Origin of the sequence: Mycobacterium sp. (genome assembly GCF_049647605.1) — a bacterium.
In the GTDB taxonomy this organism is placed as follows: domain Bacteria; phylum Actinomycetota; class Actinomycetes; order Mycobacteriales; family Mycobacteriaceae; genus Mycobacterium.
The window spans coordinates 1-18,944 of the sequence record NZ_JBARXZ010000227.1; the positions used below are offsets into that span (position 1 = coordinate 1).

The window sequence follows — 18,944 nt, forward strand, 5'->3', positions numbered from 1 at the left end:
CCACCACGCCGCCACCGACACCCTACGCCGAGCCACCACCGGAACCCGCCAACCACTACACTGACCGATGCTCACAGGTGGGGATTTTCAGCGAGCACAGCTGGGGACTTTCGATGAGCGCCGTCACAGTCTCATTCCGCCGGGCAATTGGCTTGTGGGGATCCGCATTCTGGCCGGCTGCCTGGCGGTGGCGACCGCTGTTGTCGGCTAGTCACACGTCTATTCGAGCACATCAGCGGGCATCTCGAAGGGCACCGGGCAAAGCGATTCCCCGACGAAATCGGTCGCACCAATTCAGGCGTCAGATTCGAGGAAGGCGGCGAAAAGCGAGCCGTCGGTCGGAGCCAGGTTCCTACGCGCAAGTCTCCGCTAGCCATGGCGCTGATCTCAAGCTTGCCCTTCACATCCGAAATCCCAAGGAGGTTTCGCGTCCGGCGGCGCGTCCAACACTCACCCGATCCTTTCGGCGCGGGATCCGACGCTCAAGGATCGCGTGCAGCCATGCTTGGTGGGTGACGAAGCGCGCCGAGTACGTGTTCGCGCTCTACTCCGGCTCACTGTCCGACCCCGGCGACCGCAACCCGTACAACGAAGACTCGTTGGTCCTGGCAAAGCTGTGGATGCGCGGGTACATGCGGATGATGTCGGTCCGGATCAATAGTGGCCGGCAATGATGCGATACCTGGGCGGTTGCCACGACTCCTGACCTGCCGAGGGGCGAGTCGATGGTCAAAGTTTCAGCAGTTGTCGAACTGCCACCGGCCATCGATGAAAGTCCAAGTGCGCGGCAGGGAAGCACTGTCGGGCGCGCTTGGGTCGGTGTCCACTGAAATGACTTTGCCGGACGATCCGGCGACGACGGCGGTCGCGCTCTCGTAGTTCGGGTTGCGGCCGCGGAAGAACTCGTCGAGCACAGCGGCGTACTGCGTCAGGTCTCCGATTGCAGCTTGGCAGCGTGCCGAGTAGAACTCCCAGGCTTGCTTGTCCTGCCGGGCAGCTGACACTCTCTGGAAATCCCGGAGGCTCCTGACCTTGGAAACGAGGATGCAGGTATGCCCACGGAATCGTCATCGGGGAAGAAGCCGACCAGCCGCCGGTACAGCCCGGAGGAGAAGGCTGCAGCCGTACGGATGGTGCGCGCTTTACGTTCTGAACTCGGCACTGAGCAAGGCACGGTCTTGCGGGTTGCTCACCAGCTCGGCTACGGAGTCGAATCGGTACGTTCGTGGGTCCGCCAGGCCGACATCGACGACGGCTACGAACCCGGAGTAACGACCGTCGAGTCGCAGAAGGTCGAAGAGCTCGAGCAAGAGATCCGAGAACTCAAGCGGGCCGACGAGATTGTGAAACGAGCCGCGAGTTTCTTCGGGGCGGAGCTCGACCGCCAACACAAGAAACAGTCGCTTTCATCGACGCCCAACGGGCAGAATTCGGGGTCGAGCTCACCCGTTTCTGCGCCTCTTGGCACACTGTCGGCACAGCGGGGGTTCTTGCGAATGCAAGGATCCTGAACGACTCGCCGGCGTGGCACATCCGACCCCGCAACCCGACGCGACGAACACGTCACAAAAGTTTGTTAACCCCCAAGATCCCCTTCAGGTCAAGTTTGGGCATCGAGTAGTACCGGCCGAGCTGCCATGTCGTTTCGGCGGATTCCTCGTCGCCACACCTGCGGCCTCGCTCGAGAACTCCTACCCGGTGGCCTTTTTGGGCCAACCGCAGAGCCGCCACGCTGCCGCCGAAGCCCGAGCCGATGACGAGCCAATCGTAGTCGTGGGTGGTCATTCGCTGGTCTTGGCGTCGTAGTCGACTTCGACCGACGGGCTGGTGGGGTGCGATTGGCAGGTGAGAATGTAGCCGGCGTCGAGGTCGGCTTTGCCGAGTGTGAAGTTCTGGTCCATCTCTACGGTGCCGCGCACGAGTTTGGCTCGGCATGCACCGCAGGCGCCGCCCATGCAGGCGTAGGGCGTTTCGCTGCGTACCTGGAGTGCGCCTTCGAGGATCGATTCACCGGGGGCGAGATCGAACGTCGATTCCTGCCCGCCGAGCCTGGCAGTCACAGTCGCCGGTTCATAGTCGCGGGCGGCTTGCATGGGTTGGGCGTAGCCGAAGAACAGTTCCAGGTGAAGTTGTTCCGGGCGGACGCCGTGCCCGATCAGCGTCTCCCATGCGGTGGTGGTCATGCCCATCGGCCCGCACAGGAACCACTCGTCGGTGGTTTCCGGAGCCAGGTCGGTTGTCAACCAACGGTCGAGTTTGTCCGCATCGATGTGGCCGCAGAGCTCGGGGGTATGCCGCGGGTCGTCGGACAATACGTGCTCGATTTTCAGGCGGTCGGCATAGCGCGTCTGGAGGCGGTCGAGTTCGGTGCGGAACATCGTCGACTCTTGTGTGCGGTTGCCGTAGATCAGTGTGAATCGGCTCTGGGTTTCAACCTCCAAGACGGTCGCGAGGATCGACAGTACCGGCGTGATTCCGCTGCCGGCCACCAGACCGACGTAGTGCTTCTGCTGAAGCGGGTGTATCGGGGTGCCGAGGCTTCCTGTCGGCGTCATCAGATCCAACACGTCGCCTGGCTTCAAGTCGTCGGCTACGAATGTCGAGAAGGATCCTCCCGGAATGTGTTTGACTGCGATCTGCAGTGTGTCTTGCGTTGCGGGCGTACAAATTGAGTAAGTGCGGCGAATGCTGTGACCGTCATGGGTGCTCTGTACGGCCACGTGCTGGCCCGCTTCGAAGCGGAACTGGTCACGCAAGTCCTCGGGAACAGTGAAAGTGACCAGGGTGCTATCGGAAGTGAGCTTTTCGACGGCGGCCACCGGGAGACGGTGAAGCATCGGGTGCGGGGCGCTCGATCCGGACGGTCTCCACAGTGGCAGCACTCGTCCGAGCTTGCTGTTGAGCTGCTTCCACTCCCGGAACTGGTCGGGGTTCAACTGCTGGCCGAAAACGGTCGCGATCGCGACCCCGCGCTCCAGGTACGCCGCTTCGTTGCGGCGCCAGGTGGTCAGGTACTTGTAGAACGGTATCGAGGGGTGCAGATGGTGCACGAGATGATAGTTCTGCGACAGCAGCAGCGGAGTGAACAACCATTCCATCCCGACCCGGGTGCGGGTCGCTCGGTACGGATTGCTGCGCTGGGTCTCTTCCAACCCGTGATGAGGTAGCCAATCAAACCACCATGCGAGGAAGATCAGCCCGATACGCTGCGGGATCAGGTAGACAACCGCGAGTGTCCAGAAATTCCCCGTCACGATCGCGACCGTCAACAGTGCCACGCTCAGCGTCACAAGCGCCGCCGTTTCGGCGACCTCGGCCTTGGGTCGACTCCGCAGTCGCCGCACTAAGAAGGCCCCATAGAAGACCTCGATGAGGGCCCAGCGGAACGGCAGTTGCCACATCGGGGCGTGCGATGCGAATGAGTCCGGGTCGTTGTCGTCATCGTTGGCGTTGCGGTGGTGCTCGATGTGGATGAATGCGAACGACGGCAACGAGATCAGGGGAATGACGAAGAACGCGGGCAAGCGTCCGACCAATCCGTTCACCCAGCGCGTCGTACTGACCGCGTGATGCACTGCATCATGGATAACCGTGAACATCGCGAATATCGCCGCAGCGTTGGCGAGGATCGTGACCCAGATCGGCGCATGACCGCCAATCGCGGCGAGCGATGAAATGCCGAACACGAGTAGGGCACCAACGAGAACAGCGAGGGTGGGCCACGCCAGCTTGGGCACAGACTCGCCGGGATCCGGAAGACCGCGCCGTTCAATGGTTCCGGGCTGTGTACGGCCGATCGTGACGTCGACGGTCGACATGGGCCTCCGTTCGGGGCAAAGAGCCGTTGGCTGATTGGCCAATAGTGAGCCCGGTCATCCTTTGTGGGCGAGGTCCTGCGCCGACCAAATCTGCGCCGTTGTTGTCTTGCGGAGACAAAGAGGTTCCGCGGGTTGGATCTCCGGCGACCTAGGATCGGGTGATGGTGGACACGGGCCGCGGGGATGACGCGGCAATCGCTCAATCGGCGGCGCAGATCGTCAGCGCACTCGTCGAACAGCGGGACGAACTCATCGATTCCACCCATCGGTCGTTGCTCGCCGAGATCGCCGAAATACGTGAAGACCCTCAGGTGCTGCGTGACAGTGTGGAGGGCAACATCGACACCGTGCTCTCGGCGATTCGCTACGCCATTCCCATCGAGAACGTAGAGCCGCCGACGGCCGCCCTCGAGCAGGCGCGGCGTTATGCGCAGCGGGGGGTGTCGGTCACTGCGTTGATGCGCGGGTACCGGCTCGGTCATATGGCCTTGGTGAACGCCGCGCTCGCCAAAATCCGGCTCGGGAACTTGGATCCGCAGCTGGGCCTTGACGTAGTCGGCTACATCGCCGAAACGACATTTGGCTATATCGATTGGATTACGCAGCAGGTGGTCTACACGTATCAAGGCGAACGTGACCGCTGGATGGAGAACCGAAACAGCATGCGCACCATGCGGGTTCGAGAACTTCTCGACGGTACCGACGGCGACGTCGATGCTATGACTTCGGAGATTCGGTACCCCTTCAGGCAGATTCACCTGGCTCTCGTGGTTTGGACCCGCGGGGCGGGCACCGATGAAGATTTGGTGAAATTGGAGAGGTTCGTGCAGCAGCTCGGTCAGTACCTCGGTGCAGGCGACGCTTCGCTTTTCATCCCGGCGGACCGCTCGACCGCGTGGGCGTGGATCCCGGCGGCTGCACAGGCTGCGTCCACTGCAGTGGCACGAATCCGCACGTTTATCGAGAATGGGCAGGATGCACCACGGATTGCCGTCGGCATTCCGTTGCCGGGCATTGAGGGTTTTCGCCGGTCACATCAGCAAGCTCAGGGCGCCTACACCCTTGCGACCTCGCCCGGCTCGCCTGCGCGACAGCTCACCGCCGCAAGCGATCCCGGCTTCTCTGTCGCGGCACTGTTCGGCCAAAACATGGGGGCTGCAAGCATCTGGGTTGCCGACGTACTGGGCCCGCTCGCCGGACGGACAGACAACGACGCAGTGTTGCGCGATACATTGCGGGTGTTCCTGAGCGCAGGCTCGAGTCACAAAGCCGCCGCCGAAGTGCTTCACCTGCATGCTAATTCCGTCAAGTACCGCGTGCGGCGAGCGCTCGAACGCCGAGGCCGAGCCATCACCGATGACAGACTCGACGTCGAAGTGGCCTTACAGCTGTGTCACTGGTTGGGCGCTCCGGTACTCGGCTGACCCTGCGGACTCTCGAAGGCCCGCGGTCCGAACCGATCGGAGTCGCAGCGCGCGACGATATAAGAATGATGTCCGGATAGTCCTCGAAACCATCGCTGACCGCGCTCGAGGGCCGTCGATGACGAGTTGTGTACTCCTCGCGGAGTCCCCGAGATTGCCGCGCAACAACACACTGAATCGATTGTAGGAGCTGTTGAATGGCGTCGTGCCCGATGTCATCGACGCTAACTTGTCTATCGGTGACCCGGGGTCGAAGACATGGCTGAGGTGAGGGGGACCCATTCGGTGCCTAGGCCCGCGACGAGGACCCGACCCTGGGTCGCCACCACAGTGTCCGCGCCGAGGCCAACATCCGACCTTGCCGTTCACTACCTGATGACGATGGTGCCTGGTCCGGTTCGCGTTTGACGTCAATGCAACGCCTGCGGTTCGGCGTTGCGGTGCACGGCGGCGAGCCCGACATAGTGGTCCGCGTTGGCGTGGATGGCGGCCAGCTCAGCATCGTTGAGCGAGCGACGTACGGTGGCGGGAGCGCCGACGATCAGGGATCCCTCGGGTGCTGAGAAGCCCTGGGGCAGCAGGGAGCCCGCGGCGACGAGGCTGTGGGACCGGACGTGTGCGCCGTTGAGGATCGTTGAGCCCATACCGATCAGCACGTTGTCGGCAATGGTGCATCCGTGCAACGTGGTGTTGTGCCCAATCGTGACACCTGAGCCGACGGTTATCGGCCGGTCTGGGTCGGCGTGCAGGACGCACCCGTCCTGGATGTTCGTCCTGCTACCAACTCTGATGGGTGCATCGTCGGCGCGGACGACTGCGCAATACCAGACATTGGCCTCTTCGCCCAGATGAACCTCGCCGACAATGGCGGCGGTAGGGGCTGTCCATGCGCTGCCGGCGACACTCGGGGCAAGCCTTCCGAGCGAGATGATCACCTGGTCGTGTCCTCCGTCGCCGCGAATGGAGCGGTCGGGTTGAGGAGGTTGGTCGGGAGAAGTAGGCACTGCCCGGTCTGGCCGATACACAGATCCGCTGCAGCGGGCAGTATCGCGCGACGCTTTGGTGATGCCCCTGGGCGCGACGATTGCTGCGGGCGGACTTCTGACCGGGAAACCGTTTTCACGATGGCACTGTCGTGGTTGTGGTCGACCAGTCCGACGCGTACAGCTGCTCGCGTATGGTCCGCTTCACGACTTTTCCGTAGCCGGACTTGGGGAGCTCTTCCCACATCAGGAACTGACGCGGAATCTTGTATCGAGCGAGCCGAGGTTCCAGCCACTCCCGAAGTTCTTGGGCGTCGCAGCTACTTCCGGCCACGGGAACACAGACGGCGACGCCGATTTCACCCCATTTCGGGTCCGGCATCCCGAGTACGGCAACTTCCGAGATGTCCGGGTGCTCCAGCAGCTTTTCCTCGATGTCGCGCGGATGGATGTTCGATCCTCCGGATATGTACATGTCTGAGGCGCGGCCGGTGACATAGACGAATCCGCGATCGTCGAGTTGTCCGAGGTCTCCGGTGCAGAACCAACCGTTGCGGAAGGCGGCGGCGTTGGCGGCGTCGTTGTTGTGATAGCCCTCGAACACGGCCGGTCCGCTGACACAGATCTCACCGGTCTGGCCTGCCGGAAGTTCGTTGCCGTCGCGGTCTTGGATGGAAACCTGCATGCCGGTGCGCGGATATCCGCAGGTGCCGATCTCGACACCGTCGGGGGAGGGGTGGTCGTGCAATTGTGGCGGTAGCACAGTGATGTTGCCGGTCACCTCGCCGAGGCCGTAATACTGCACCAGGACGTCCCCGAGGATGCGGCGCGCATACTGCTGATCTGTGGAGGCCATCGGCGCACCCGCGTAAACGACGTAACGCAGCGAGGAGATGTCGCGGGTGCCGGCGTCGGGGTGTTCGGCCAGGATCTTCAGGATGGTTGGGACCGTGAACATGTTGGAGATATGTTCGCGTTCGACGAGTTGCCACACTTCGGCGCCGTCGAGGGTGGGCGAGGTAGTGAGCACGGTGGCGGCGCCGACGGCGACCTGCGGCAGCATGTGGACGCCGGCACCGTGGGACAACGGTGCGGTCACCAGGGATCGGTCCCTCCACACGGTGCCGGGCATCAGATCACACAGGTGATTGTTGACCACGAAGCCGATGTGGTCGTGGGTCAGGATCGCACATTTCGGGGGCCCACTGGTGCCGGAGGTGAAGAAGTACCAGGCGGGATCGCCGACCCTGACCGCAGCGTCGTCGAAGTGACTGTTTTCGCGTTGCGCAGCAACCGAATGCGGGTCTGACGGGTCACCGCCAAGCCACAACACACCCCCGGCGAGGTCCCGGTCAGCGCGGACTGCTGCCGCGAACTCGGGGAAATCTCTGTGGCACAGAAACAGCGACGGTTCGCAGGTACGTGCCATGCCTACGACGTCTGCCGGTGTCAGTCGGACATTGGTCGGCGCGAGGACGGCGCCTACACGCCACACCGCGAACATCGATTGCACATACTCGATGTGGTTGCTGCTGTGGATCATCACGCAGTCCCCGATACCGACTCCGCGTTCGCGAAGCGAATGTGCGAGGCAGCTGACGGCCTCATTGAGTTTGCGCCACGTCACCCGGGTTTCACCGCTGATCAGGGCGTCTTCGTCAGGCAGGCGCATGGCCGTCTTGGTCAGAAGGTGGGCGATGTTGACGGCGCGGTACGGCAGTTCTCTCATCGGAGGCGCTCCATGACGGTGGCATAGTTGGTGACGGCAGCGCCGCCCATGTTGAACACTGCGGCGAGGTCGACGGTGCCCAGTTGCATCTCCCCGGCTTCTCCGGTGAGTTGCATTGCAGCCATGACATGTTGAGAAACCCCAGTGGCCCCGAGTGGGTGCCCCTTGGCCTTCAGACCGCCGGAGACGTTTGTCGGCAGTGCACCGTCGCGGTAGGTAGTGCCCTCTTCGAGGACCAGGGGGCCCCTACCTTGCTCTGCCAGGCCAAAAGCCTCGTACTGCATGAGTTCGGCCTGAGTGAAGCAATCGTGTGTCTCCAGCAGGTGCAGGTCAGCCACCGTCACCCCAGCTTCGGTCAGGGAACCCCGGAATGCGGCGGCGGCACCGTCGAAAAACAGGGGGTCGCGGCGTGTTACGACGGGTAGCGGTTCGTTGGCCTGTTTACGTCCGCGGATCTGCACCGCACGCCGGGCCGTCCGCGCAATGCTGTGGTCGGCGACGACTACGGCTGCGGCCCCATCGGAGACCAGCGAGCAGTCACTGCGCAGTAGCGGGTCAGCGACCATCGGGTTGCGCTCGGACTCGGTGGCGCAGAACGCGAATCCGAGGTCTTTACGCATGTGCGCGTATGGGTTGCGCACACCGTTGAGGTGGTTCTTGGCTGCGATGCGGGCCAGAGCCTGGCGTTGGTCTCCATATCTGTCCGCGTATTGGGCGGCGAGCATGCCGAAGATGCCGGCAAAGCTGCCTGCTCCAGATTCCGTCCGTCGGTGTGATCCGCTCAACAGGACGTCGTTGATGTCGATCCCCGCCAGCCCGGTCATCTTCTCGGCGCCGATGACCAGGGCGATGCGTCCGCGGCCGGCCTGGATGTGGTCAAGTGCGCTGAACAGTGCGGCACTTCCTGTTGCACAGGCATTTTCCACATGGGTAGCCGGAACCCGCGCCAGTTCGGGAGTGCCGACACCAACAAGTGCGCCTTCAAACCCTTGTGGTGTCAGACCGTTGTTGTAGACGCCGACGTAGATAGCATCGACATCGTCCGCGGCGATCCCGGCATCTTCGAGCGCGGCGCCGGAGACTTCAGTGATCAGCCTCTCCACATCGGGCGCGTCGGACTTTCCGAACCGGCTGTGAGCCCAGCCGATCAGTGACGGTGAGTCGGTCATGCGCGGCCTCCGGCGCTCAGGGTGGTTTGGTCTGGCAATGCCTCGCCGGCGTGCTGGGCGAACTGGGCTTGAATCTCTTCGACGGTCAGGTCGTTCATCGCGGTGCGGTTCAGGTCGAGCACGATGCGTCCCGCGTGCAGCATCAACAACCGGTCGGCGTGTCCCAGGGCATGTGACATGTCGTGGGTGACCATGAGCGCCGCTGCGCCCGAATCTTTGACGATCTGGCTGGTGACATCCTTGATCCGTGCTGCACTGTTCGGGTCCAGAGCGGCGGTGTGCTCGTCCAAGAGGATGACGGCAGGTTCACCGATGGAGGCGATGGCCAGTGCGATGGCCTGGCGCTGTCCGCCGGAGAGGCTGTCCGACCGCGCGGTCACGCGGTTCTCCAGGCCCATGCCGAGTTGTGCGACACGCTCTTCGGCCAGTGCCCGGATTTCTTTGCCTTTGGCCGGGCGTAAGCCGAATCGTTGGCGTGTTCCGGACAGTGCGAGGGCGAAGTTCTCCTCGACGGTCAGCGTCGAGATCATGTTGTCCTGGGGGTTTTGCCGAACACGCCTGATGCGTGGAATTCGTTTCCAGGAAGGCAGATACGTGATGTTCCGTCCCGCGACACGCACTTCGCCGGTGTCGGGCAGGACAGTGCCGGCGACGATGTTCAGCAGCGTTGACTTTCCGGCGCCGTTGCTCCCGACGATCGCGACCGTGGTTCCCGCGTCGATCGTGGTGGTGAAGTCGTTGATCACCCGGTTGACATCCTTGCCAAGGCCTTTGAAGCATTTGGACAACTTGGTGAGTTCGAGATGGCTCTGGGTGTCAGAAGAAGCTTGCAACGCGGTCCTCCTCGTAGAAGCGGGACTGATTGATACGCAGAGATGTTCTGCCCTGCGTGGTGAAAAGACGGTGAAGGTTCCCGCCGTTGTTGCGCGCCCACACCACGACCACGACCAGTACGGCGGTGATCATTTGCACCATGTTGGGGCTGACGCCGAACTGAAGCGCCATGGCGACGACGAAGCGGTAGATGATCACACCGAGAATGAGGCCCCCGACGATGAGGCTTATGCGGTGTGTGCGAACAATGCTGAGCCCGACCATCATTCCAGCGAGACCGATGACAATGATGCCGTTCTGAATTGTGACGTCCATGAATCCCTGGTTCTGGACGATCAGGGCGCCGGACACGGCGGCCAGTCCGTTGCCGATGCCGAGCCCGACGGCTTGGCGTGATTCGGTGCGAATTCCCAATCCCCGTGCGGTCTGGATGTTCTGACCGGTCGCGACCAACGATACGCCGTAGCGAGTTCGCATGAATAAGGTCAGTGCCACACCGAGGGTGACGGTGATGAAGATCCCCGCACAGATGGTGGATTGCTGCTTGGTCAAACCGCGTTCGGTGAACCAGTCGAAAACGGTGGCAGCGCCGGCCAGCGGCATGTTGCCGCGGCCCATGATCACCAGTGCCATCGAATATGATGCGGCGGCAACGAGGATGCTCGCCAACAGCACATTGAGCTGTAGCCAGAGGTGCAACGTGGCGGTGACGAGGCCGGTGAGTGCGCCGGCGGCCATGGCCGCAATGAGGGCAACGGTGGGATTGGCACCGTCGAGCAGCAGAACCGCACAGACGGCACCGCCGATCCCGAACGAACCCTGCATCGTGAAGTCCGGCAGGCTCAAGACACCCATGCTGATGTAGATGCCAAATATGAGTGGCACGTACATGAGACCAACTTGGATGGCTATGACGAATGCATCGATCATGAATGCCGTCCTGGTCAGTAGGAGTTGAGGATCTGGATGTCGCCGGGAATGGTGAGTCCCAACTTGTCTGCCTGCGTTTGGTTGACGTCATAACCGGCGAACTCCGGAATCACCACCGCCGTTGATGCGGGGTCCGCGCCGTTGAGCAGGTCGAGAATGATGGTGGCGGAGTCTTTTCCGACGTTCTGGTAGTTGTAGCCGACTGAGATGATTCCGCCTTCCTCGACTACGCCGGAGGATCCGCCGAACACGGGAATGTCGGAGTCGGCCATGACCTGTACCAAGCCGGAGGCTGCGCCGATGGTGGTCGTGTCCCCGGGAATCATCACAGCGTCGACTCGGCCGGCGAGACTTTCGCCGGCCTGGGTGATGTCGGCGCCGGTGGTGATGGTGGCCGGAACCGCATTGATGCCCAGCTTGCCGAGATACTCTGTCGCTTCTTCGGCCAGAGGATCACCCGCCGGATCGCCCACCTTCCACACGAGTCCGACGGTTGTGATGTCAGGCTTGATCAGGCGCATTCCATCGATGTCGCGTTTCACGTCGAAGACATCGGAGGTTCCGGTAGCACGACCCCCGGGGCTGTCCAGAGTGTCCACCAATCCCGACTGCTGCGGCGTGGACGAGGCCATGAACACGAGAGGAATGTCCGAGCCGGTGTTCATGTGGGCCTGTGCCCCGGAGGTACCGACGGCGGCGATGACTGTGCAGTCAGCCGAGACGAACTGCTGAGCGATGGTCTGTTCGGTGCCGGCGTCGCCCTGGGGGTTCTGAATGTTGACCTGCAGGCCTTCATCGACAGCGCCGGCGAGTCCCTCGCTGACGCCGGTGATCATGTCGTCGATCAGGCCTGCTGAGGTGTACTGGTCGATGCAGACGGTCTTACCGGCGTACTGGCCCTCCGTATTGTTTGCGCCTTCTCCGGAGCCGGCCGAGGAGCAGGCGCTCACGGCCAGCAGTGCCATTGAGAGAGTGAGCACCGCAGTGCGTTTCGATACATGCATGGACTTCTCCTGAACGATCTACGGGTGGTTACAAGGTGACGTCAGTGAGGACTTCATCGATGGCCTCGGTGAGTGCAGCCACCGTCAGATCGATCTGTTCGCGGGTGAAGATCAACGGCGGGCAGACTCCGATCCGCTGAGGGTCACTGGGCAGACTCTGGCTGTCGAAGCCTGGATTGATGAGAATGCCGCGAGCACGTGTGGCTGCACCGATTCGCGACAGGATGCGCGCACTCTCGGGGAACGCAAGCTTGTGTTGTTTGTCGACGACGATCTCGACGCCGTTCATCATTCCGGCACCGACGACATCGCCGATGTTCGGTTTGTGAGCCAAGGCCGAGCGCAGCTCTGTCAGCAAATACTGGCCGTTGGTTGCCGACGCCTCGACGAGATTGTGGTCGTCGATGTACTTCAGGACCGCCAATCCGACTGCGCACGCCAGTGGATTCCCGTTGTAGGTGTGTCCGTGTTCGAAAGCTCGAGATCCTGCATCGATCTGTGCGCGGATACGGTCACTGATCACGACGCCGCCCAGCGGGATGTAGCCGCTGGAGGCACCTTTGGCGAAGGTGATGATGTCAGGTGTGACGTCCCAGTGCTGGATCCCCCAGAACCTGCCGGTTCGGCCAAACCCGGTCATCACCTCGTCGGCGATGAACAGGATGTCGTACTGGTCGCAGATCTCGCGGATTCGCTCGTAGTAACCGTCTGGCGCCATCCGCCCGAAATCGGCTGCCCCCACAATGGGTTCAGCGATGAAGGCCGCGACGTCGTCGGGCCCCTCGTTCAGGATCGCTGCCTCGAGCGCTTCGGCATCCTCGAGCGAGTACGCCGGCGATATGTGCGGGAAGTCCGCGAGGTAGGGGGTGTACTTGGCGCGTCGCCAGGTGTGGCCGGATGCCGCGAGCGCACCAAGAGTGTTGCCGTGAAAGCTTTTCCACCGACCGATCACTTTCCACTTGGAGTGCTTACCCTGTTCGAGGAAGTGCTGCCGGGCCAGCTTGATGGCGGTCTCGGTGGCCTCTGAACCACCCGAGGTGAACCGGACATAGTTCAGGTCACCCGGTGCGCGTTCGGCGATGGCCCGCGCAAGTTCCTCCTGCGGCTCGCTGGAGAAGCCGCCGCAGAACGTGATGAGTTCCGCTTGCGCCTTCATGGCGTCGATGACGTCGGGCACGCCGTGGCCTATACCCACCACGACATTGAGACCAGATGAAGCATCGAGGTACTTCTTGCCGTTCTCGTCCCAGACGTACGCACCCTTGCCTCGGACGATCTTCAAAGGGAGCTCGCGGGTGTGTTTGTGGAGAACGTTGGTCACAGGTGTGCTCGGTGGGTCCCCGAGTGCGGGTCCCCGGTCGACTTCGACTGATGTGGGCACAGAGCCTCCTCTAACTGGGCTGAAAACAAGGTAGCCCGTTGGTGTTACCAATCGGTTTCGAGGTACGACCAATTATAAAATTGGTCGACCATGGGTCTGACCATATATGATGAGCGCCACACTTGGAAGTGGAAACTCGCGAGAACGGGGGAACGTATGCCTGAAACATCCGTCACCGAGGATCGATACGCGTTGGGACATTTTTCGCAGGATCCCGTCGTCTTGGTGCTGGCCAAGCTCCTACGCAGCATGAATCCCGGAGACAGGTTGCCGACAGAACGCGACCTCGCGGCTGAACTCGACGTAAGCCGTAGCGCTCTCAGGGACCGGTTGAGCATTCTCGAGGGGCTGGGTGTTCTCCAGCGTCGCGCCGGGTCAGGCACCTACGTACAGGAATTCGATTCGGCCACCGTGGCGGCGGCGCTGAACCTCGGGATCAGCTCGAGCCGGCTCCCAGTGGAGAACCTTGAATCCGTCCGGATCGCTCTGGAGCGCCAAGCGGCCATCGAAGCTGCTCGCAGCGCAGACCCGGTCCTCGTGGCCTACATGCAGCGCGCCCTGCGTGCACTCCGGGCAGCGGACACGATCGAGCAACAAGTCGAGGCGGACCGTTCTTTTCATCAGGCATTGCTGCGCGCAGCCGCCAACCCGGCGCTCACCTTTTTTGCTGATGCCATTGACGGCGTACTCAACGAAAACCTCAGCACACGATTCGAACAGGCCCAGCAGCTCGACCCCCCGATGGGGAGTGAGGAGTTCCTCGATGCACACCAACGCATTTACGATGCGATTACCGAAGAGAGCTCGGAGTTGGCAGCACAGGCGGTCGATCAACACTTCATGAAACTGCCGCGCTACTCATAGCCTTGGCCGGACTGCAACCCGTCGCGCTGTGTCGCTTGGACGAAACGCCGCCGATATCTGGGTGAACGATCGAGCCCATGGTGCTTTGGAGTTGTGAACTCCTCGGTGTCGCAGGGTATTTCCATTGTTGATCCCTGCTCGACGATTCGCTGATCTTGAATAGGGCCGTCGACAATCGCGGGCAGCAAATCTTGTCGTTGTCCAGCACTGTGCGGTTGCTCGAACTGGAGGTGGCGGTGGGGCACCGGTGCCAGCCAACACGCCGCCCGCCGATCACAGCCCGAACGCTCCACCCTTGGTGAGAATCACCAAACCGATGGCGATCAGCACAACGGGAAAGATGATGTGGCCCCAGTTGGTGAGCATTTTGGCCACGGCCTGCCTGCTGGCCAAAAACCAACCGGCGAGGCACCACACCGCGACGCCGATCAGGAACACCGCAACGTACGTCGTCATGCCTGCCACTCCGGCGACTGCGAACACCGGCACGTAGACGCCGATGTTGTCGCCACCGTTGGCGAAAGTGACTGTGGCGACCTGCATGACGCCAGCACCCTGTGGCGGCTTGTTGTCATTGGCTGAGTTGTCGGCCCCGCGCCCGCGCCATGCTGTCCACCCCGCGCGAAGTCCCAAGAACAACGGCAAGAGCCCGAGGTACGGAATCGCGGACGCCGGTAGCAGGTCCGCGCCGAGAGCGCCAAGGATCGAGACGGCCAGGATTGCTGCGAACCCCAGGTATTGACCGACAGCAATGCGAACCGCCGCTGATCGTGATCCGCCCGCTCGGCCGAAAAACACGGCCAGGATCACGATGTCGTCGATGTTCGTCACCGCGAACATCCCCACGGCTGTACCGATGAGCGCCCAGTCCAATGGTGTTCCTGCCTATGCGCCCATCGCGGATGTGTTCCGCTCTGCCCAGGCTGGGCAGCACGTCCAAGCTAGCGGAACCAACCGCGCGTCCGCTGGTAGCCCGCGTCGGCGTGCGGCGGGTGCCCCTTCGCAACGAGCTACGTCGGGTGCAGGTGCTGTGGGCAGTTCTACCGGGGGCCGAAAGGCACACAACAATGTTCGGTGTCTGGGGGCCTCACCCCGCAGCCCAAGGTCGCGCGGTTCCGGCGCTGTCCGATGCCGCGGATGCGGTGTCCACCCAACATTGGCAGGCTATGGGGATGATCGGATTGGTACCCGTTTTGCTCCGCCTCGTTCATTGCGATGGCGCTCGGGCCGATCGGTAGTCCGCCTGGCGATGGGGCGAGCAGACACAAACTCGGGTGATTTGGCGCCGATTCACCCGAGTTTGCGTCTGCTCGCGGGGGGAGGCCGGGCACGGGGTCCGGCTGAGTGTGGTGGTGGCGTCGTTGTCATGGCGCGCGGTGGTCCACTTCTCGGCGTGCTGCACCCCGATCACCAGCAGCGCCATCACGGCCAGCACTGCGGCTACCTGTCCCGGCCAGCGAAGCCACACCGGTTCGCGATGGGGGAGGAGGTTTCCCGAAATCGCACACCGGCGCGATCTTCGGCGCATCGAGTCCCCCTGCAGTTATGCCCGCTTGGAATTTCCAATAGGAGATTCGAGCTCGGATGGGCAGCTTGTTTCAGGTAGTCGTAGTGGGGCGGCCCAACCGAACGCCGATGTGATGCACCTAACATCTACCTGGCTAACTTCGAGGCGACATTGTTCGGGGCCGGGCGGTGATTGTCGAGAGTTCGCTGAGTGGCCCTGAGCGGCATGATTCTTCTGGCAGGCCGCGCATCGTCACGGGTGTCTTGTTCTGCCAAACCAGGGTCGATCGGATCTTGGTTCGGATCGCAGCCGCTGGTAAGGGCCTGGGGCGGGCGGCGATTCGGATGTGTGATGCCGCACGCGGATCGACTGTCTGTTCGGCGCGGACATAGAATTCAAATATGTTGGTGGCGTCTCCGTGAGCGAAAATCCTCGTGTCAGCTCGGCCGAGCTGGACGAGTTCTACGTGTCCATGATCGAAGAGCATGCATCGAGCCTGGTTGCCGACTTCTACCGCGTGCTGATGCGCAATCAAGAAGCCCGCACCTACCTGGACAACGCCGTGGTGGAGAACCAGCTGAAGCCGAGTCTCATCGAATGGCTGCGCGAGGCGTTCTCACCTGCCGCTTACGCCGACACGGCGGCATTCGAGGCTCGACAGCAACTGATCGGCCAGGTCCACGCCCGGATCAGCGTGCCTCTGCATCTGGTCAACGAAGGGGCGTCACGATTGCAGGCCGGCATTGCCAAGCTGATCCGCGAGAGTGCCCAGCCGTGGGAATCTCGCTATGACGCAATGTGTTTGGTGTACGAGCGGATCGACTGGGCGATCGCCGTCATGGCGCGATCGTATGTGCACGGCGTGGAGGATCGTGCCCGCCTGGAAGAGGGATACCGGTTGTTCTCCCTGGACCAGGATCTCAATCTCGAGCGAGAACGGCAGCGTGCCAGCCTGATGGAATGGGCGCAGGCGACGCTGTTCGGGATCCTGCAATCTGACGGCGATGCCCATCTCGAGCCGTTGTCGAGCACCCCCTTTGGGCTCTGGGTGCGGCATCGTGCCGGAGTGATGTTCGACTACTCGCCCCGGCTGAGCGGGGTCGGCACGGCCATCACTCGGGTTGACACCCAACTGTTGCCGCTGCTGGAGAGCGCGCAGCCCGGGGCGCGGGAGGAGGCGCTTGTCGGTATGCGCCAAGTGGTCGATCAGATCAGCACGCTGCTCAACGAACTCTTCCAGGATCTGACGGAGATGGAGAGCGGCCGAGACACGCTGACACGGGTCATGAATCGTCGTTTCCTTCCCTCCATCCTGGCCCGCGAGATCGCCTTTGCGAAGAAGAACTCCGCAGGCCTTGCCGTGATGCTGTTCGATATCGACCACTTCAAACAGCTCAACGACATCCACGGCCACCAAGCCGGAGACGTCGTGCTGCGGCAGGTGGCCGATGTGGTGGCCGACAACCTGCGTTCGACGGACTTCCTGTTCCGGTACGGCGGCGAGGAGTTCTTGGGCGTACTCGTCGAAGCCGATCCACTGCACAGCGCCAACACCGCAGAACAGGTCCGGCGGGCCGTCGCCGAGCACACGTTTGTCATCGGCAACACCGAAGTCCCCGTGACCATTTCGATCGGATTGGCGATATACGACGGCCACCCCGACCCCGACCATTTCATCGAACGTGCCGACAGAGCCCTCTACCTCGCCAAAACCGGGGGACGGAATCAGGTTGTTCTCTCAGCCTGACAGGACGGCTGCTTGCAAGTCGGCCGATGAGCCGGTGGCGAGTTCTTCTGCGACGAGGCGCCCGACGGTCGCAGCGAGGGCGACCCCGGGGTGCACAACGGCGGCATAGAGTCCCGGTGCGTCCGGAACGGGACCGATGACCGGTTTGTCATCGACCGGCATCGGGCGCCACCCGACGGCGACGCTGAGGATGTCGATACCCGCTGGGGCGTGGAAGGTTCGGAGGATCTCGTGACGGGCCCGCTCGGCGGTGCTGCTCAACTCGCTCTGCGTCGTCTGCCCTTCGTAATCCAACGGGACCAAAAGGGTGCCGTCGGGCAACTGGCGAACTTCGATGCTGTCGTTGGCGACGATGTGACGTACCAGGCCGGGTTGTGCGTGAAGGCGCACCATCACCGCTGGGCTGCTGTACACCGGCAGTGATACACCGATGGAGGCGCACAGCTGCGCGGAGTCGGCACCCGCGGCAACCACGGTCTGCGTCGCAGGCAGTGTCTGCGAAGCGGTACGGGCGCCGACGACGACTCCGTCGGTGCGTGTGAGCGCCACTGCCGGCTCGCCGAGAATGACCCTCGCCCCGTACTCTTGTGCCGCCTCGACAAGGGTTTCGGCTAACGCAACCGGCTCCACAGACCCGTCGCCGGTGCCGAACCTGACACTGTCCGGAGCTGAGATCAGTTGCGGCTCAAGCTCCGACGGGTTGGGCAGGGCCACGTCCTCGCCGCTCCCGAAGTGCTCGCCCCACATCAGGGCGCCGCACCAATTGACCGAAATCTTCGGTATCTCGTGTTGGAGCCGCACAAAGTCGTTGCGCGCCAGCTGCTGCAACTTCCCGGGCGCACCAGAATTGGCGGCGCGGCCTATCCAACCGAACGAGTGCCGGGTCGCGCCGCTGCCGGGCGACTCTCGGTCAACCAGCGTGACGGCCAGGCCCCTGCTGGCCGCGTGATAAGCGATGGAGGCTCCGATGACGCCGGCGCCGATCACCAGCACTGAGGGAGCCGGTCCGTCGGTGGGAGCGGGAAAACCCTGCAGCGGTCCGGCCATTGATCGAAGACTACAGAATCCGGCCATCGAGACAGAACCTCCGCACCCGCCGGATGGGTTCAGGTGTGCGACAGTTCTGCCTCGCTGGGTTGACGGGTGGGCCGACGCTGGGGTGACGCGGGCCTACATGATTGACCAGGATCCCTCAGCGCACGTTGACGTAGACGGTCCGGGTCGTCACCGCGGCGTAGCTGCGGTCGTGCCCGGTGTAGTCCTCGGTGCCCGCGATGGACTTGTTGTGAGTGAACGAAGGGCCTTCGCCCACAGAGACCACATTGGCCTCAGCCAGCGGCGAGTTCGAGAGCCGGTTCACGATCACCTTGTAGCCCTGGTCCTCCAGTGAGGAGATGGTGTCCTGGGCGTTGCCGGCGCCGGTGGGGGCGGCCAGCGCGGGAGCGGCCAGGCCCAGGGCACCGGCGGTCAGAGCGGTAGCGGCAATGGTGGCAAATCCGAACTTCTTCATGATCTTGACTCTCTTCGTGATTCGTATGTTGGCGAATCGTGGCT

Annotated in this window: 17 protein-coding genes, 1 pseudogene and 1 other annotated feature; of the genes and pseudogenes, 5 read left to right on the forward strand and 13 right to left on the reverse strand. The window is 62.6% G+C overall.

Annotated elements, in window-relative coordinates; genetic code table 11:
• Nucleotides 1-512 precede the first annotated feature (512 nt).
• Nucleotides 513-674, forward strand: coding sequence for a ribosome modulation factor (locus WBB07_RS27625; RefSeq protein ID WP_526312621.1), 162 nt, complete (start codon nucleotides 513-515; stop codon nucleotides 672-674).
• A 63-nt stretch (nucleotides 675-737) separates the two neighbouring features.
• On the opposite strand, the gene WBB07_RS27630 is transcribed toward WBB07_RS27625, so the two are convergent.
• Nucleotides 738-1,004 carry a hypothetical protein gene (locus WBB07_RS27630; RefSeq protein WP_526312623.1) on the reverse strand — a complete coding sequence of 89 codons (267 nt, stop codon included), beginning with the start codon at nucleotides 1,002-1,004 and terminating at the stop codon, nucleotides 738-740.
• A gap of 48 nt (nucleotides 1,005-1,052) precedes the next feature.
• On the opposite strand from WBB07_RS27630, the pseudogene WBB07_RS27635 reads away from it, so the two are divergent.
• Nucleotides 1,053-1,444: pseudogene (locus WBB07_RS27635) on the forward strand (transposase); the annotation flags it as partial.
• Nucleotides 1,355-1,449: a sequence feature (AL1L pseudoknot), on the forward strand. It overlaps the preceding pseudogene by 90 nt.
• A 114-nt stretch (nucleotides 1,450-1,563) precedes the next feature.
• On the opposite strand, the gene WBB07_RS27640 reads toward WBB07_RS27635, so the two are convergent.
• Together WBB07_RS27640 and WBB07_RS27645 are read right to left on the reverse strand one after the other, a co-directional pair.
• Entirely contained in the window at nucleotides 1,564-1,785 is a 222-nt protein-coding gene (locus WBB07_RS27640; RefSeq protein ID WP_526312625.1) for an FAD-dependent oxidoreductase, read from the reverse strand.
• Entirely contained in the window at nucleotides 1,782-3,818 is a 2,037-nt protein-coding gene (locus WBB07_RS27645; protein ID WP_526312626.1) for a fatty acid desaturase, read from the reverse strand. Before WBB07_RS27645 ends, WBB07_RS27640 begins: the two co-directional genes overlap by 4 nt.
• A gap of 161 nt (nucleotides 3,819-3,979) precedes the next feature.
• Here WBB07_RS27645 and WBB07_RS27650 point away from each other — a divergent pair, with 161 nt between their 5' ends.
• Entirely contained in the window at nucleotides 3,980-5,242 is a 1,263-nt protein-coding gene (locus tag WBB07_RS27650; protein ID WP_526312628.1) for a PucR family transcriptional regulator, read from the forward strand.
• A gap of 410 nt (nucleotides 5,243-5,652) precedes the next feature.
• Here WBB07_RS27650 and WBB07_RS27655 read toward each other — a convergent pair whose 3' ends face one another.
• From WBB07_RS27655 to WBB07_RS27685, 7 genes are all read right to left on the reverse strand, one after another.
• Nucleotides 5,653-6,177, reverse strand: coding sequence for a gamma carbonic anhydrase family protein (locus WBB07_RS27655; RefSeq protein WP_526312630.1), 525 nt, complete (start codon nucleotides 6,175-6,177; stop codon nucleotides 5,653-5,655).
• A gap of 184 nt (nucleotides 6,178-6,361) precedes the next feature.
• Complete coding sequence (locus tag WBB07_RS27660; protein WP_526312632.1) at nucleotides 6,362-7,954, reverse strand: acyl-CoA synthetase; 1,593 nt, start codon at nucleotides 7,952-7,954, stop codon at nucleotides 6,362-6,364.
• Nucleotides 7,951-9,123 carry a thiolase family protein gene (locus tag WBB07_RS27665; protein WP_526312634.1) on the reverse strand — a complete coding sequence of 391 codons (1,173 nt, stop codon included), beginning with the start codon at nucleotides 9,121-9,123 and terminating at the stop codon, nucleotides 7,951-7,953. The genes WBB07_RS27660 and WBB07_RS27665 overlap by 4 nt, the downstream gene beginning before the upstream one ends.
• Nucleotides 9,120-9,956, reverse strand: coding sequence for an ABC transporter ATP-binding protein (locus WBB07_RS27670; RefSeq protein WP_526312636.1), 837 nt, complete (start codon nucleotides 9,954-9,956; stop codon nucleotides 9,120-9,122). The genes WBB07_RS27665 and WBB07_RS27670 overlap by 4 nt, the downstream gene beginning before the upstream one ends.
• On the reverse strand, nucleotides 9,940-10,887 hold the full coding sequence (locus WBB07_RS27675; protein ID WP_526312638.1) for an ABC transporter permease: 948 nt from the start codon (nucleotides 10,885-10,887) through the stop codon (nucleotides 9,940-9,942). The genes WBB07_RS27670 and WBB07_RS27675 overlap by 17 nt, the downstream gene beginning before the upstream one ends.
• A 14-nt stretch (nucleotides 10,888-10,901) precedes the next feature.
• Complete coding sequence (locus WBB07_RS27680) at nucleotides 10,902-11,891, reverse strand: ABC transporter substrate-binding protein (RefSeq protein ID WP_526312640.1); 990 nt, start codon at nucleotides 11,889-11,891, stop codon at nucleotides 10,902-10,904.
• Between the two features lie 28 nt (nucleotides 11,892-11,919).
• A complete protein-coding gene (locus WBB07_RS27685) occupies nucleotides 11,920-13,272 on the reverse strand; it encodes an aminotransferase family protein (RefSeq protein ID WP_526312642.1) in 1,353 nt (450 codons plus the stop codon).
• A 90-nt stretch (nucleotides 13,273-13,362) separates the two neighbouring features.
• Here WBB07_RS27685 and WBB07_RS27690 point away from each other — a divergent pair, with 90 nt between their 5' ends.
• Entirely contained in the window at nucleotides 13,363-14,136 is a 774-nt protein-coding gene (locus WBB07_RS27690; protein WP_526312644.1) for a FadR/GntR family transcriptional regulator, read from the forward strand.
• A gap of 273 nt (nucleotides 14,137-14,409) precedes the next feature.
• On the opposite strand, the gene WBB07_RS27695 is transcribed toward WBB07_RS27690, so the two are convergent.
• Nucleotides 14,410-14,976: a cadmium resistance transporter gene (locus WBB07_RS27695; protein ID WP_526312672.1), complete on the reverse strand. Its 567-nt coding sequence runs from the start codon at nucleotides 14,974-14,976 to the stop codon at nucleotides 14,410-14,412.
• Nucleotides 14,977-16,061: 1,085 nt separating this feature from the next.
• Here WBB07_RS27695 and WBB07_RS27700 point away from each other — a divergent pair.
• Nucleotides 16,062-17,390 carry a GGDEF domain-containing protein gene (locus WBB07_RS27700; RefSeq protein WP_526312646.1) on the forward strand — a complete coding sequence of 443 codons (1,329 nt, stop codon included), beginning with the start codon at nucleotides 16,062-16,064 and terminating at the stop codon, nucleotides 17,388-17,390.
• Here the strand turns inward: WBB07_RS27700 and WBB07_RS27705 are convergent.
• On the reverse strand, nucleotides 17,382-18,437 hold the full coding sequence (locus WBB07_RS27705) for an NAD(P)/FAD-dependent oxidoreductase (protein WP_526312648.1): 1,056 nt from the start codon (nucleotides 18,435-18,437) through the stop codon (nucleotides 17,382-17,384). The genes WBB07_RS27700 and WBB07_RS27705 overlap by 9 nt on opposite strands.
• A gap of 145 nt (nucleotides 18,438-18,582) precedes the next feature.
• A complete protein-coding gene (locus WBB07_RS27710) occupies nucleotides 18,583-18,900 on the reverse strand; it encodes a hypothetical protein (protein ID WP_526312650.1) in 318 nt (105 codons plus the stop codon).
• Nucleotides 18,901-18,944: the final 44 nt, after the last annotated feature.